At 69.7% G+C, this 14,375-nt stretch carries 9 protein-coding genes and 1 pseudogene; 9 read left to right on the top strand and 1 reads right to left on the bottom strand.

Annotation, left to right across the window (positions count from 1 at the left end; genetic code table 11):
- The first annotated feature begins 195 nt into the window (after window positions 1-195).
- The 6 genes and pseudogenes from rpoB to P3T35_RS14385 all read left to right on the top strand — a co-directional run bounded on the left by rpoB (window position 196) and on the right by P3T35_RS14385 (window position 11,110).
- On the top strand, window positions 196-3,675 hold the full coding sequence (gene rpoB, locus P3T35_RS14410) for a DNA-directed RNA polymerase subunit beta (RefSeq protein ID WP_101381373.1): 3,480 nt from the start codon (window positions 196-198) through the stop codon (window positions 3,673-3,675).
- 102 nt (window positions 3,676-3,777) lie between these two features.
- Window positions 3,778-7,683: a DNA-directed RNA polymerase subunit beta' gene (locus tag P3T35_RS14405; RefSeq protein ID WP_101381374.1), complete on the top strand. Its 3,906-nt coding sequence runs from the start codon at window positions 3,778-3,780 to the stop codon at window positions 7,681-7,683.
- A 269-nt stretch (window positions 7,684-7,952) separates the two neighbouring features.
- A pseudogene (locus P3T35_RS14400) lies at window positions 7,953-8,141 on the top strand (LuxR C-terminal-related transcriptional regulator); the annotation flags it as partial.
- A 43-nt stretch (window positions 8,142-8,184) separates the two neighbouring features.
- Window positions 8,185-8,910, top strand: coding sequence for a Sir2 family NAD-dependent protein deacetylase (locus P3T35_RS14395; RefSeq protein WP_101381375.1), 726 nt, complete (start codon window positions 8,185-8,187; stop codon window positions 8,908-8,910).
- Window positions 8,907-10,115, top strand: coding sequence for a cytochrome P450 (locus P3T35_RS14390; RefSeq protein WP_101381376.1), 1,209 nt, complete (start codon window positions 8,907-8,909; stop codon window positions 10,113-10,115). Before P3T35_RS14395 ends, P3T35_RS14390 begins: the two co-directional genes overlap by 4 nt.
- A complete protein-coding gene (locus tag P3T35_RS14385) occupies window positions 10,112-11,110 on the top strand; it encodes an ADP-ribosylglycohydrolase family protein (protein ID WP_101381377.1) in 999 nt (332 codons plus the stop codon). Before P3T35_RS14390 ends, P3T35_RS14385 begins: the two co-directional genes overlap by 4 nt.
- Before the next feature lie 12 nt (window positions 11,111-11,122).
- Here P3T35_RS14385 and P3T35_RS14380 read toward each other — a convergent pair whose 3' ends face one another.
- Window positions 11,123-12,412, bottom strand: coding sequence for a DUF2786 domain-containing protein (locus tag P3T35_RS14380; RefSeq protein ID WP_280706161.1), 1,290 nt, complete (start codon window positions 12,410-12,412; stop codon window positions 11,123-11,125).
- Window positions 12,413-12,527: 115 nt separating this feature from the next.
- On the opposite strand from P3T35_RS14380, the gene P3T35_RS14375 reads away from it, so the two are divergent.
- From P3T35_RS14375 to rpsG, 3 genes are all read left to right on the top strand, one after another.
- Entirely contained in the window at window positions 12,528-13,142 is a 615-nt protein-coding gene (locus tag P3T35_RS14375; RefSeq protein ID WP_348533414.1) for a DUF1707 and DUF4190 domain-containing protein, read from the top strand.
- 377 nt (window positions 13,143-13,519) lie between these two features.
- Window positions 13,520-13,891 (top strand): 30S ribosomal protein S12, encoded by a 372-nt coding sequence (gene rpsL / locus P3T35_RS14370; protein WP_014144289.1) that lies wholly within the window; start codon window positions 13,520-13,522, stop codon window positions 13,889-13,891.
- Between the two features lie 2 nt (window positions 13,892-13,893).
- The gene (rpsG, locus tag P3T35_RS14365) at window positions 13,894-14,364 is read left to right on the top strand and encodes a 30S ribosomal protein S7 (protein WP_035848142.1); all 471 of its coding nucleotides are present in this window, start codon (window positions 13,894-13,896) and stop codon (window positions 14,362-14,364) included.
- Window positions 14,365-14,375: the final 11 nt, after the last annotated feature.

Here is a 14,375-nt window from a genome sequence, read left to right as displayed (position 1 = left end):
GTCTCCGAATCAGGACTGGACAGCAGTGTCGCCTTTGGCTACACTGTCCCTTTGCGCTGCCTGTTAGCTGCTCCGTGACTCGTCGCCCGGAGTCGGCGCTGCCCTGACCTGGGATTTCTCCGTTGGATGAACCCCTCGGCAAGGCCCGGCCGGTACGCGCGTAGTGAGCTCCGAGCCCTCGGAAGGACCCCCCTCTTGGCCGCGCCGCGCAACGCCTCGAACAATTCCGCCGCATCCACCGCCCCGCTCCGCGTCTCGTTCGCGAAGATCAAGGAGCCCCTCGAGGTACCGAACCTCCTCGCCCTGCAGACCGAGAGCTTTGACTGGCTGCTCGGCAATGCGGCCTGGAAGTCCCGGGTCGAGGCGGCGCTGGAGTCCGGTCAGGACGTCCCCACCAAGTCCGGTCTGGAGGAGATCTTCGAAGAGATCTCCCCGATCGAGGACTTCAGTGGGTCGATGTCGCTGACCTTCCGCGACCACCGTTTCGAGCCGCCGAAGAACTCCATTGACGAGTGCAAGGACCGCGACTTCACCTACGCGGCCCCGCTCTTCGTCACGGCCGAGTTCACCAACAACGAGACCGGTGAGATCAAGTCTCAGACGGTCTTCATGGGCGACTTCCCGCTCATGACCCACAAGGGCACGTTCGTGATCAACGGCACCGAGCGTGTCGTCGTCTCGCAGCTGGTCCGCTCCCCGGGCGTGTACTTCGACTCCACCCTGGACAAGGTGTCCGACAAGGACATCTACTCCGCCAAGGTCATCCCCTCGCGTGGTGCCTGGCTGGAGATGGAGATCGACAAGCGCGACATGGTCGGTGTCCGCATCGACCGCAAGCGCAAGCAGTCGGTCACCGTGCTGCTCAAGGCCCTCGGCTGGACCAACGAGATGATTCTCGAGGAGTTCGGCGAGTACGAGTCGATGCGCGCCACCCTGGAGAAGGACCACACCCAGGGCCAGGACGACGCGCTGCTGGACATCTACCGCAAGCTGCGTCCGGGCGAGCCGCCGACCCGTGAGGCCGCGCAGACCCTGCTCGAGAACCTCTACTTCAACCCGAAGCGCTACGACCTGGCCAAGGTCGGCCGCTACAAGGTCAACCGGAAGCTGGGCAACGCCGAGTCGCTGGACTCGGGCGTGCTCACCGAGCCGGACATCATCGGCGCCATCAAGTACCTGGTCAAGCTGCACGCCGGTGAGACCGAGTGGCGTGACGGTGAGGGCCGCGACATCGTGGTCGAGGTCGACGACATCGACCACTTCGGCAACCGTCGCCTGCGCAACGTCGGCGAGCTCATCCAGAACCAGGTCCGCACCGGCCTGGCCCGCATGGAGCGCGTCGTCCGCGAGCGGATGACCACCCAGGACGTCGAGGCGATCACGCCGCAGACCCTGATCAACATCCGGCCGGTCGTCGCCTCCATCAAGGAGTTCTTCGGCACCAGCCAGCTGTCCCAGTTCATGGACCAGACCAACCCGCTGTCGGGTCTGACCCACAAGCGCCGTCTGTCCGCGCTGGGTCCCGGTGGTCTGTCCCGTGAGCGGGCCGGCTTCGAGGTCCGTGACGTGCACCCCTCGCACTACGGCCGCATGTGTCCGATCGAGACCCCTGAAGGCCCGAACATCGGTCTGATCGGGTCGCTGGCCTCGTACGGCCGGGTGAACGCCTTCGGCTTCATCGAGACCCCGTACCGCAAGGTCGACGAGCACGGTGTGGTCACCACCCACGTCGACTATCTGACCGCTGACGAAGAGGACCGCTACGTCATCGCGCAGGCCAACGCGCCGCTGACCGATGACAACCACTTCGCGGAGCCGCGCGTCCTGGTCCGCCGCCGTGGCGGCGAGATCGACTACGTGCCCGGCACCGAGGTCGACTACATGGACGTCTCGCCGCGCCAGATGGTGTCGGTCGCGACCGCCATGATCCCGTTCCTCGAGCACGACGACGCCAACCGCGCGCTCATGGGCTCGAACATGATGCGCCAGGCCGTCCCGCTGCTGCGCAGCGAGGCGCCGCTGGTCGGCACCGGCATGGAGTACCGCTGCGCCGTCGACGCCGCGGACGTCATCACCGCCGACAAGGCCGGTGTGGTCCAGGAGGTCTCGGCCGACTACGTCACCGTCGCCAACGACGACGGCACGTACAACACCTACCGGGCCGCCAAGTTCACCCGCTCCAACCAGGGCACCGCCTTCAACCAGAAGGTGCTCGTGGACGAGGGCGTGCGGGTCGAGGCCGGCCAGGTGCTGGCCGACGGCCCGTGCACCGACGAGGGCGAGATGGCGCTGGGCAAGAACCTGCTCGTCGCCTTCATGTCCTGGGAGGGCCACAACTACGAGGACGCGATCATCCTGTCGCAGCGCCTCGTGCAGGACGACGTCCTCTCCTCGATCCACATCGAGGAGCACGAGGTCGACGCCCGTGACACCAAGCTGGGCCCCGAGGAGATCACCCGGGACATCCCGAACGTCTCCGAGGAGGTCCTCGCCGACCTCGACGAGCGCGGCATCATCCGGATCGGCGCCGATGTCGTCACCGGCGACATCCTGGTCGGCAAGGTCACCCCGAAGGGTGAGACCGAGCTGACCCCGGAGGAGCGCCTGCTCCGCGCGATCTTCGGTGAGAAGGCCCGTGAGGTCCGCGACACCTCGCTGAAGGTGCCGCACGGTGAGTCCGGCAAGGTCATCGGCGTCCGCGTCTTCGACCGCGAAGAGGGCGACGAGCTGCCCCCGGGCGTGAACCAGCTGGTCCGCGTCTACGTGGCCCAGAAGCGCAAGATCACCAACGGTGACAAGCTCGCCGGCCGCCACGGCAACAAGGGCGTCATCTCCAAGATCCTGCCGGTCGAGGACATGCCGTTCCTCGAGGACGGCACCCCGGTCGACATCATCCTCAACCCGCTGGGTGTCCCGTCCCGAATGAACCCGGGACAGGTCCTGGAGATCCACCTCGGCTGGCTCGCCAAGCAGGGCTGGGACGTCTCCGGCCTCGCCGACGAGTGGGCCCGCCGCCTGCAGGCGATCGGCGCCGACACGGTCGAGGGCGGCACCAACCTGGCCACCCCGGTCTTCGACGGCGCCCGCGAGGACGAGATCACCGGTTTGCTGGACAACACCACCCTCACCCGTGACGGTGAGCGCCTGGTGAACTCCACCGGTAAGGCCCGGCTGTACGACGGCCGCTCCGGCGAGCCGTTCCCGATGCCGATCTCGGTCGGCTACATGTACATCCTCAAGCTGCACCACCTGGTCGACGACAAGCTGCACGCCCGCTCGACCGGTCCGTACTCGATGATCACCCAGCAGCCGCTCGGTGGTAAGGCGCAGTTCGGTGGTCAGCGCTTCGGTGAGATGGAGGTGTGGGCCCTTGAGGCGTACGGCGCGGCCTACGCGCTGCAGGAGCTGCTCACCATCAAGTCCGACGACGTCCTGGGCCGCGTGAAGGTCTACGAGGCGATCGTCAAGGGCGAGAACATCCCCGAGCCGGGCATTCCCGAGTCCTTCAAGGTCCTCATCAAGGAAATGCAGTCGCTCTGCCTCAACGTGGAGGTGCTGTCCTCGGACGGCTCCAACATCGAGCTGCGGGACTCCGACGAAGACGTGTTCCGCGCTGCCGAGGAGCTCGGCATCGACCTGTCCCGGCGCGAGCCGAGCAGCGTCGAAGAGGTCTGACGGAGGTTGGGCCGGCTGCCTTCAACCGGCAGCCGGCCCGCCCCCAGGCCCCCCTCAGACCACAGACAAACTCTCGAATGACGAAAGAGGGCTTGACGACCAGTGCTTGACGTCAACTTCTTCGACGAGCTCCGCATCGGCCTGGCCACGGCTGACGACATCCGCCAGTGGTCCCACGGCGAGGTCAAGAAGCCGGAGACCATCAACTACCGCACCCTGAAGCCCGAAAAGGACGGCCTCTTCTGCGAGAAGATCTTCGGCCCCACCCGGGACTGGGAGTGCTACTGCGGTAAGTACAAGCGCGTCCGCTTCAAGGGCATCATCTGCGAGCGCTGCGGCGTCGAGGTGACCCGCGCCAAGGTGCGCCGTGAGCGGATGGGCCACATCGAGCTGGCCGCCCCGGTCACCCACATCTGGTACTTCAAGGGTGTGCCGTCCCGCCTCGGCTACCTGCTCGACCTGGCGCCGAAGGACCTCGAGAAGGTCATCTACTTCGCCGCCTACATGATCACCTGGGTGGACGAGGAGCGCCGTCAGCGCGACCTGCCCTCCCTGGAGGCGCACGTCTCGGTCGAGCGCCAGCAGATCGAGAACCGCCGCGACGCCGACCTCGAGGCCCGCGCCAAGAAGGCCGAGACCGACCTGGCCGAGCTGGAGGCCGAGGGCGCCAAGGCCGACGTGCGCCGCAAGGTGCGCGAGGGTGCCGAGCGTGAGATGAAGCAGCTGCGCGACCGTGCGCAGCGCGAGATCGACCGCCTGGACGAGGTCTGGGCCCGGTTCAAGAACCTCAAGGTCCAGGACCTCGAGGGTGACGAGCTGCTCTACCGCGAGCTGCGCGACCGGTTCGGCACCTACTTCCAGGGCTCGATGGGCGCCGCGGCCCTCAAGGACCGCCTGGAGACCTTCGACCTGACCGCCGAGGCCGAGCGCCTGCGCGAGATCATCCGCACCGGCAAGGGCCAGAAGAAGACCCGTGCGCTCAAGCGCCTCAAGGTCGTCTCCGCCTTCCTGCAGACCAGCAACAAGCCGCACGGCATGGTGCTCGACTGCGTCCCGGTGATCCCGCCGGACCTGCGTCCGATGGTGCAGCTGGACGGTGGCCGCTTCGCGACCTCCGACCTGAACGACCTGTACCGCCGTGTCATCAACCGCAACAACCGCCTGAAGCGGCTTCTCGACCTCGGCGCGCCCGAGATCATCGTCAACAACGAGAAGCGCATGCTCCAGGAGGCGGTCGACGCCCTCTTCGACAACGGCCGCCGCGGCCGCCCGGTGACGGGCCCCGGCAACCGTCCGCTGAAGTCCCTCAGCGACATGCTGAAGGGCAAGCAGGGTCGTTTCCGTCAGAACCTGCTCGGCAAGCGCGTCGACTACTCGGCCCGTTCGGTCATCGTCGTCGGCCCGCAGCTCAAGCTGCACCAGTGCGGTCTGCCCAAGGCCATGGCGCTGGAGCTCTTCAAGCCGTTCGTGATGAAGCGCCTGGTCGACCTGAACCACGCGCAGAACATCAAGTCGGCCAAGCGCATGGTCGAGCGCGCCCGCCCGGTGGTGTGGGACGTCCTCGAAGAGGTCATCGCCGAGCACCCGGTGCTGCTGAACCGTGCGCCCACCCTGCACCGCCTGGGCATCCAGGCCTTCGAGCCGCAGCTGGTCGAGGGCAAGGCCATCCAGATCCACCCGCTCGTCTGCACCGCGTTCAACGCGGACTTCGACGGTGACCAGATGGCCGTTCACCTGCCGCTGAGCGCGGAGGCCCAGGCCGAGGCCCGCATCCTGATGCTGTCCTCGAACAACATCCTGAAGCCGGCCGACGGTCGCCCCGTCACCATGCCGACCCAGGACATGGTGCTCGGTCTGTTCTTCCTCACCTCGGACCGCGAGAACGTGAAGGGCGCCGGCCGCTCCTTCTCGTCCACCGCCGAGGCGATCATGGCCTTCGACGCCCGCGAGCTGGACGTCCAGGCCCCGATCAACCTGCGGCTGCCGATCGGCACCGTGCCGCCGCGGGGCTGGACCCCGTCGGTCGACCCCGAGTGGGTCGACAGCGAGGCGGCGCAGTGGACCGAGGGCGAGTCCTTCCGGCTCACCACGACCCTGGGTCGGGCGCTCTTCAACGAGCTGCTGCCCGAGGACTACCCGTTCGTCGACTACGAGGTGGGCAAGAAGCAGCTCTCCGCGATCGTCAACGACCTGGCCGAGCGGTACCCCAAGGTCGTCGTGGCGGCGACCCTGGACAACCTGAAGGCGTCCGGCTTCCACTGGTCGACCCGTTCCGGTGTCACCGTCTCGATCTCGGACGTCGTGGTCCCGCCGAGCAAGCCCCAGATCCTCGAGGGCTACGAGGCGCAGGCCGAGAAGGTCCAGAAGAACTACGAGCGCGGTCTGATGACCAACGACGAGCGCAAGCAGGAGCTCGTCAACATCTGGACCAAGGCGACCAACGAGGTCGCCGAGGCGATGAACGCGAACTTCCCGAAGACCAACCCCATCTTCATGATGGTGGACTCGGGTGCTCGTGGAAACATGATGCAGATGCGTCAGATCGCCGGTATGCGTGGTCTGGTGTCGAACGCGAAGAACGAGACCATCCCGCGTCCCATCAAGGCCTCGTTCCGTGAGGGCCTGTCCGTGCTGGAGTACTTCATCTCCACCCACGGTGCCCGTAAGGGTCTGGCCGACACCGCGCTGCGTACCGCCGACTCGGGTTACCTGACCCGTCGTCTGGTGGACGTCTCGCAGGACGTGATCATCCGCGAGGAGGACTGCGGCACCGAGCGCGGCCTCAAGCTGGCGATCGGCAGCGTCGGCGAGGACGGTGTGCTGCGCAAGGCGGAGGACGTCGAGACCAGCGTCTACGCCCGCATGCTGGCCGAGGACATCACCGTCGACGGCAAGCTCATCGCGACGGCCAACACCGACCTCGGTGACGTCCTGATCGACGAGCTGATCAAGCACGGCATCGGCGAGGTCAAGGTCCGCTCGATCCTCACCTGTGAGTCGGCGGTCGGCACCTGTGCCATGTGCTACGGCCGCTCGCTGGCCACCGGCAAGCTGGTCGACATCGGTGAGGCGGTCGGCATCATCGCCGCCCAGTCCATCGGTGAGCCCGGTACCCAGCTGACCATGCGTACCTTCCACACCGGTGGTGTGGCCGGTGACGACATCACCCAGGGTCTGCCGCGTGTCGTCGAGCTCTTCGAGGCCCGTACCCCCAAGGGTGTGGCCCCGATCTCGGAGGCCTCCGGCCGGGCCCGGATCGAGGACACCGAGAAGACCCGCAAGATCGTCATCACCCCGGACGACGGCACCGACGAGATCGCCTACCCGGTCTCCAAGCGTGTCAAGCTCCTGGTGAGCGAGGGCGAGCAGGTCCAGGTCGGCCAGAAGCTGACCATGGGTGCCACCAACCCGCACGACGTGCTGCGGATCATGGGCCAGCGTGCCGTCCAGATCCACCTGGTCGCCGAGGTCCAGAAGGTCTACAACTCGCAGGGTGTGTCGATCCACGACAAGCACATCGAGATCATCATCCGGCAGATGCTCCGCCGCGTGACGATCATCGAGTCGGGCGACGCCGAGCTGCTGCCGGGCGAGCTGGTCGAGCGCGGCCGGTTCGAGACCGAGAACCGTCGTGTGGTCTCCGAGGGCGGTCACCCCGCCTCCGGCCGTCCGCAGCTGATGGGTATCACCAAGGCCTCGCTGGCCACCGAGTCCTGGCTGTCGGCCGCCTCCTTCCAGGAGACGACCCGGGTGCTCACCGACGCGGCGATCCACGCCAAGTCGGACCCGCTGCTGGGCCTCAAGGAGAACGTCATCCTCGGTAAGCTCATCCCGGCCGGTACGGGCCTGCCCCGCTACCGCAACATCCGGGTCGAGCCGACCGAGGAGGCCAAGGCCGCGATGTACTCGGCCGTCGGCTACGACGACTACGACCTGTCGCCCTTCGGCGCCGGCTCCGGCCAGGCGGTCCCGCTGGACGACTACGACTACGGCCCGTACACCGGCTGAGTCCACGGTTGAGCCGCAGGGCGGTCATCCCTCTCAGGGATGACCGCCCTGCGGCGTTTGTCCGTCCCGTGGGGGAGGCGGAGAAGCCGTTCGGTGGGCTGATCCGCGACCAGGGGGCTGGCGGGCAGGCTTCGGGGTGTCGGCACGGAGGGGCCGGGCTGGCGGCCCGAGGGGGAGCCCGATGAACCACCGTCTGAACGGAGTGCTGCTCTACACCGCGGTCACCGTCGTCACCCGCCGACGTGGCGGCTGCGGCCTACCGGATCATCCAGCAGGAGACCCTGCGGTTCCTGGCCCGAGGGCTGTCGAACGCCGAGAGCGCCGCCGAGCTGACGGTCAGCGAACACACCGTCAAGACCCATGTCGCCAACCTGCTGAGCAAGTTGCAGCTGCGCGACCGGGTGCACGCGGTGGTCTTCGCCTACGAGGCCGGGGCGGTGGTGGCGGGCGAGGGCTGAAACCCGGGTGCGGTCGGCCTCGGGAGGCACCTACTGTCGGGGCATGAGCAGCCGCAAGCTCGTCGCCGTCCTGACCGGCGCCGGCATCTCCACCGACTCCGGCATCCCCGACTACCGTGGCCCGCAAGGCCTTTGGCAGCGCGATCCGAGCGCCCAGGAGTTGGTCACCATCGGCCCGTACCTGGCCTCCTCGGACGTCCGGCGGCGTTCCTGGCTGATGCGCCGGGACGCGGGCGCGCTGAACGCCGAGCCGAACGCCGGGCACCGGGCGCTGGTCGAGCTGGACCGGGCGCTGCCGACCCGGGTGCTCACCCAGAACGTGGACGGGCTGCACCAGGAGGCCGGGCTGCGCCAGGACCATGTGCTCGAACTGCACGGCACCGCGCGGCGGGTGCGCTGCACGGGGTGCGCGTACACCGGTGCCATGGCCGAGGTGCTGGACCGGGTGGCGGCCGGCGAGCCGGACCCGGCCTGCCGGGAGTGCGGCGGGATCCTGCGACCGGCCACCGTGATGTTCGGCGAGGCGCTGGACCCCGAGGTGCTGGACCGGGCCGCCCGGATCGCGCAGCTGTGCGACGTGTTCATCGCCGTCGGCAGCAGCCTGCAGGTGCATCCGGCGGCCGGACTGGTGGAGGTGGCGGTCCAGGCGGGGGCCGGGCTGATCGTGGTCAACGCCGAGCCGACCCCGTACGACGAGCCGGCAGACCTGGTGATCCGGGAGCCCATCTCCACGGCGCTGCCGGCCCTGGTCGCTAGGCTGACCGAGTGACGACGCGTTTCGATCCCCGGTCGGCGGAGTTCATCGCGCACCCGTACGACGTCTATGCCGAGCTGCGGGCCGATGCCCCGGTGGTCTTCCACGAGGCCACCGGGCAGTGGCTGGTCTCCCGGCACGCGGACGTCAGCGCGCTGCTGCGGGACCGGCGGCTCGGGCGCACCTACACCCACCGGTTCGGCCACGAGGAGTTCGGGCGGACCCCGCCCGACCCGGCACACGAGCCGTTCCACACCCTCAACGGCAACGGCTTGCTGGACCTGGAAGGCCCCGACCACACCCGGATCCGCCGGCTGGTCGCCAAGGCCTTCACCCCGCGGATGGTCGAGGCACTGCGGCCCACCGTGGCGCGGCTGGCCGACGAACTGGTCACCGGGCTGCTGGAGGAGGGCGGCGGCGACCTGATCTCGGCCGTCGCCGAACCGCTGCCGGTGGCCGTGATCGCCGAGATGCTCGGCGTGCCCGCCGCCGACCGGCACCTGCTGCGGCCCTGGTCGGCCGCGATCACCGGAATGTTCGAGCTCAACCCGAGCACCGGGACCGCCGAGCGGGCGGTGCGGGCCAGCGTCGAGTTCTCCGACTACCTGCGCGCGCTGATCGGCGAGCGCCGGGCCGCGCCGGGCGAGGACCTGGTCTCCGCGCTGATCGCCGCCCAGGAGGACGGCGACGCGCTCAGCGAGCAGGAACTGGTCTCCACCTGCGTACTGCTGCTGAACGCCGGCCACGAGGCGACCGTCAACACCACCGGCAACGGCTGGTGGGCGCTGTTGCGCAACCCCGCTCAGCTGGCCCTGCTGCGCTCCGATGTCGACGCCCACCTCCCGACCGCCATCGAGGAGTTGATGCGGTTCGACACCCCGCTGCAGATGTTCGAGCGGTGGGTGCTGGAGGACATCGAGGTGGCCGGCGTGCGCATCCCGCGCGGCAGCGAGCTGGCCCTGCTGTTCGGCTCGGCCAACCGGGACGAGGCGCGGTTCGCCGACCCCGAGCGGCTGGACGTCACCCGGGCCGACAACCCGCACATCTCCTTCGGCGCGGGCATCCACTACTGCCTCGGCGCGCCGCTGGCCAGGCTCGAACTCGCCGAATCCTTCGGTGCGTTGCTGCGCCGGGCGCCCGACCTGACGCTGCTGCGGGAGCCGGTCTGGCAGCCCGGCTACGTGATCCGCGGCCTGACCGAACTGCAGGTGACCACATGAAGCGTGCTAGCGGTGCTCTGCTGGGCCTGGCGCTGGGTGACGCGCTCGGCGCCCCGACCGAGTTCCAGTCGATGGAGAACCTCGCCCGGAGCTGGCCCGACTGGCGTCAACTCCCGCTGCGCCAGGTGGCGTTGGTCACCGACGACACCCAGATGACGCTCTCGGTGGCCCGCGCGCTGCGCACCGCGCTGGCCGACGGTCCGCTGACCGCCGAGCGGTTCACCGCGCCGCTGCGCGCCGAGTACGTCGAGTGGTGGCGCTCGCCGCAGAACAACCGGGCGCCGGGCTTCACCTGCCTGAGCGCCTGCCAGGAGCTCAGCCACCGCGGGGTGCGCTGGCAGGAGGCCAGCCGGATCGGCTCCAAGGGCTGCGGCGCCAACATGCGGGTCGCCCCGCTGGGCCTGGTACGCGGGCTGACGATGGACCAACTCGCGGGCGGCTCCCAGCTGCAGGCCGCACTGACCCACGGTCACCCGACCGGCCTGGCGGCCAGTGAACTGACCGCGCTGACCGTCTGGCTGCTCACCCAGGACACCGCACCGGCCCAGCTGCCCGCGCTGCTGCGGGCCTACGCGGCGGCCAACCGCACCAAGTACCGCGAGGACTGGCTGGGCGACCTGTGGACGCAGTCCCACCGCCACGATGCGGAGTCGTTCATCACCGAGGGCTGGGACCAGTGCCTGGCCGTCCTGGACCGGCTGGACCAGGCGCTGGCCGCAGCGGACCGCGAAGCCGACCCGTGCCTGATCACGGGGGAGGGCTGGATCGCCGAGGAGGCGTTCGCCAGCGCGCTGCTCTGCTTCCTGCTCTTCCCCGACGACCCGGTGGCGGCGATCCGCCGGGCCGCCTACTCCTCCGGCGACTCCGACTCGCTCGCCTGCCTGGCCGGCGCCTTCGCCGGTGCGCACCACGGCGCCGACGCCTGGCCGGCCGACTGGGTGGAGCGGATCGAGCACCGCGACGAGCTGCTGGAGTTCGGCGCGCTCTGGGACTGAGCGGGCGCCGGGTTACGCCTGCCGGCCGAGCCGCCGCCGGGGCTGCAGGGCCGCCCGGTCCGCGGCGGCGCGCCCGGCCGCCCAGCCCTCCCCGTCGCTGACTCGCACCCGCTGCGAGGTGAGCTTGGGGAACATCCGCTCGGTCGCGGACTCCACCGCCTCCTCGCGGGCCGCCAGCGCGGGCAGCAGCCGGGCGTCGGGCAGCCGCTGCTCGGCGGTGCCGTCGTCGTTCAGATGGCGCCCGGCGGCCGCCTCCCGGGTGGTCTGCTCGGTCGCCTCGGTGAGCCGCTCCCGGATCCGGGCCGCGTAGGAGACCAGGAAGGACTGCCGGAACGCCCGGGTGCGGGAGGCCCCGTCCAGGTGCTGCCGGCTGCCGGCCTGCTGCATCGCCGCGGTGGCCTGCACCAGCAGCGAGGTGTAGAGCAGCTCCACCGCGTCCAGGTCGGAGTCGAAGCCGATGACGGTGCAGAACGAGAACTCCTTGGCCCACACCACCCGGCACCGGTTGGCCGCCGCCACCGCGTCCAGCAGCATCGCCTTGGGGCCCTCGTACGGGTTCTCCACCCCGATCCGGACCGCGCCGGGCGTAGCCGCGGAGTCCGGCCGGCCGACCGCGAGCAGTGCCTCGTCGATGGAGTGCTGGGCCATCAGCTGCTGGGCCTTGGCGGTCAGCGCCTCGGCCTCCTGCGGGTACTCGGTCGACTCGGCCTTGGCCAGCAGGGCCCGGATCCGGGAGAGCATCCGGGGCTCGCCGGTCAGCGGGCCAGCCGCCCGGTGCTCGACCCGGTGGGCCGCGCCCGGGGCCGGCCCGACCGGCGTGATCACCGGCAGCCGGGCGAGCAGTGCCAGCAGCTCCAGGGCGGCGGTGGCCAGGGCGAACCGGTCCAGCCGGTGCCGCTCGGCGAAGCCGGGCAGGAAACCCTCGTCGCCGTCCCACCAGGCCTCGGCGCCGAGCTCGCGCAGCTGCTCCTGCCAGCGCCGGTCCAGGGTGGCGGGGGAGTGGCCGCGCGCCTCGGCGGCGACCAGGTCGGTCAGCAGCGCCTGGTGCGGCGGCGCCAGGTCCCGCCGGACCAGCCGGGCCAGGTCGGCCGGGCGCCAGCCGCGGGCCCAGAGCGAGCCCAGTGACCGGTCCGCCAGGGTCAGCAGGCCGCGCCCGACGGCCGGCCAGCGCTCGGCGGAGGCGGCCAGCAGCGAGGCGCCCTCGTCCAGCACCCGGTCGGTCAGCTTCGCCGGCGCGCCCAGCAGCGCGCCGAGCGCCTGCTCCCACTGCTCGACGGTCGCCCCGCCGTTGTCTTCACTCACCTGGCCCATGATGCCGGAGCCCGGTTGCAGGGCATGATGAGACGGTGCGGCCGAGACGGAACCCGGCGGCCGATGCGTTCGTCCTCACATGGGAGACGACAGGGGAGGAGTCCGGATGGGTGACGTGCAGCCGTGGCCCGGCGGTTGGCAGTCCCGGCAGCCGGCCCAGCCCGGGGCCTACGGTCCGCCGGCTGCCTACGGCCCGCCGGCCCCCGCCTACGGCTCGCCGGTCCCGTACGGGTCGCCGCACGCCGCGATGCGCGCCGCGCACACCGACCGCGAGCGCACCATCGACGTGCTGAAGGCGGCCTACGCCGAGGGGCGGTTGTCCGCGGCGGAGTACGGCGAGCGGTTCGAGGTGGCGAACAGCGCCCAGACCTACGGCCAGTTGGCCCAGCTGGTGGCCGACCTGCCGGCCGGCCCGGGCCTGGCCCCGCCGGTGGCGCCGATGCCGGTGCCGGCCACCTTCATGCCGCCGCCGGTCCGCCCGGCGCCCAACAACGGCATGGCCGTCGCCTCCCTGGTGCTGGGCCTGCTCTGTGTGCCGTCCATGGGTTTCTTCGGGCTGCCGGCGGTGATCACCGGTCATGTGGCGCGCAATCAGATCCGCCGCACCAAGGAGAGCGGTGACGGGATGGCGACGGCCGGATTGGTCCTGGGCTACCTGTCGGTGGCCGGTTGGGCGATGATGTTGCTCTTCAGCCTGCTGCTGGTCGCCGCGCACGGGTAGCGGCTCGCACCGGGGTGTGTTAGCCGCGCCACCCCGGCCGCCCTCGCGGGCCGCGGCCGGTGGGGCGCCCGGATCCGCCACGACCTGCGGCGCTCCATTTGTTTTGACCGCGCCCGATGCGCTAGGTACGCTCTGACCTTGTGCCTGGGGTGTCCCCGGGTCCTTGGCGTGCAAGCACACCGGCCGCCGCAGCGGTGAGGTTCCACCCGCCCTGTATGCGCCGCCGTGGTGCGTCAGTCCATGGGATTCCGCGTGATTCCTCCCTCCGAGGAGGCTCAACACACCCGACCGCGTGGGTCGGCGTGAGCTGGGCAGACCGCTTGGGAACACCGCAGGTTAGTTTCACCCAGCCTTGGCACACAGAAAACGGAGAAACGGTGCCTACGATCCAGCAGCTGGTCCGAAAGGGCCGGCAGGACAAGGTCGAGAAGAACAAGACGCCCGCCCTGAAGGGTTCGCCCCAGCGTCGCGGCGTCTGCACGCGTGTGTACACGACCACCCCGAAGAAGCCGAACTCGGCTCTCCGCAAGGTCGCCCGTGTGCGCCTCACCAGCGGGATCGAGGTCACCGCTTACATTCCGGGCGAGGGCCACAACCTGCAGGAGCACTCCATCGTGCTGGTCCGCGGTGGGCGTGTGAAGGACCTTCCTGGTGTCCGCTACAAGATCATCCGCGGCTCGCTTGACACCCAGGGTGTCAAGAACCGCAAGCAGGCTCGCAGCCGCTACGGCGCCAAGAAGGAGAAGTAAGAATGCCTCGTAAGGGCCCCGCCCCGAAGCGCCCGGTCATCATCGACCCGGTTTACGGCTCCCCGCTGGTGACCTCGCTGGTCAACAAGATCCTGCTGCACGGCAAGCGCTCCACCGCCGAGCGCATCGTGTACGGCGCCCTCGAGGGCGTTCGCGAGAAGACCGGCTCGGACCCCGTCGTGACGCTGAAGCGCGCGCTGGAGAACGTCAAGCCGGCCCTCGAGGTCAAGTCCCGCCGCGTCGGTGGCGCGACCTACCAGGTTCCGGTCGAGGTCCGCCCGGGCCGCGCCAGCACCCTGGCGCTGCGCTGGATGGTCGGCTACTCCCGCGCCCGTCGCGAGAAGACCATGACCGAGCGCCTGATGAACGAGATCCTCGACGCCAGCAACGGCCTGGGCGCTTCCGTGAAGCGTCGCGAGGACACCCACAAGATGGCCGAGTCCAACAAGGCCTTCGCGCACTACCGCTGGTAGTCCGTACCCCG

The organism is Kitasatospora sp. GP30, from assembly GCF_029892145.1.
Lineage (GTDB): Bacteria > Actinomycetota > Actinomycetes > Streptomycetales > Streptomycetaceae > Kitasatospora > Kitasatospora acidiphila.
This window is presented reverse-complemented; position numbering and strand designations above follow the sequence as displayed.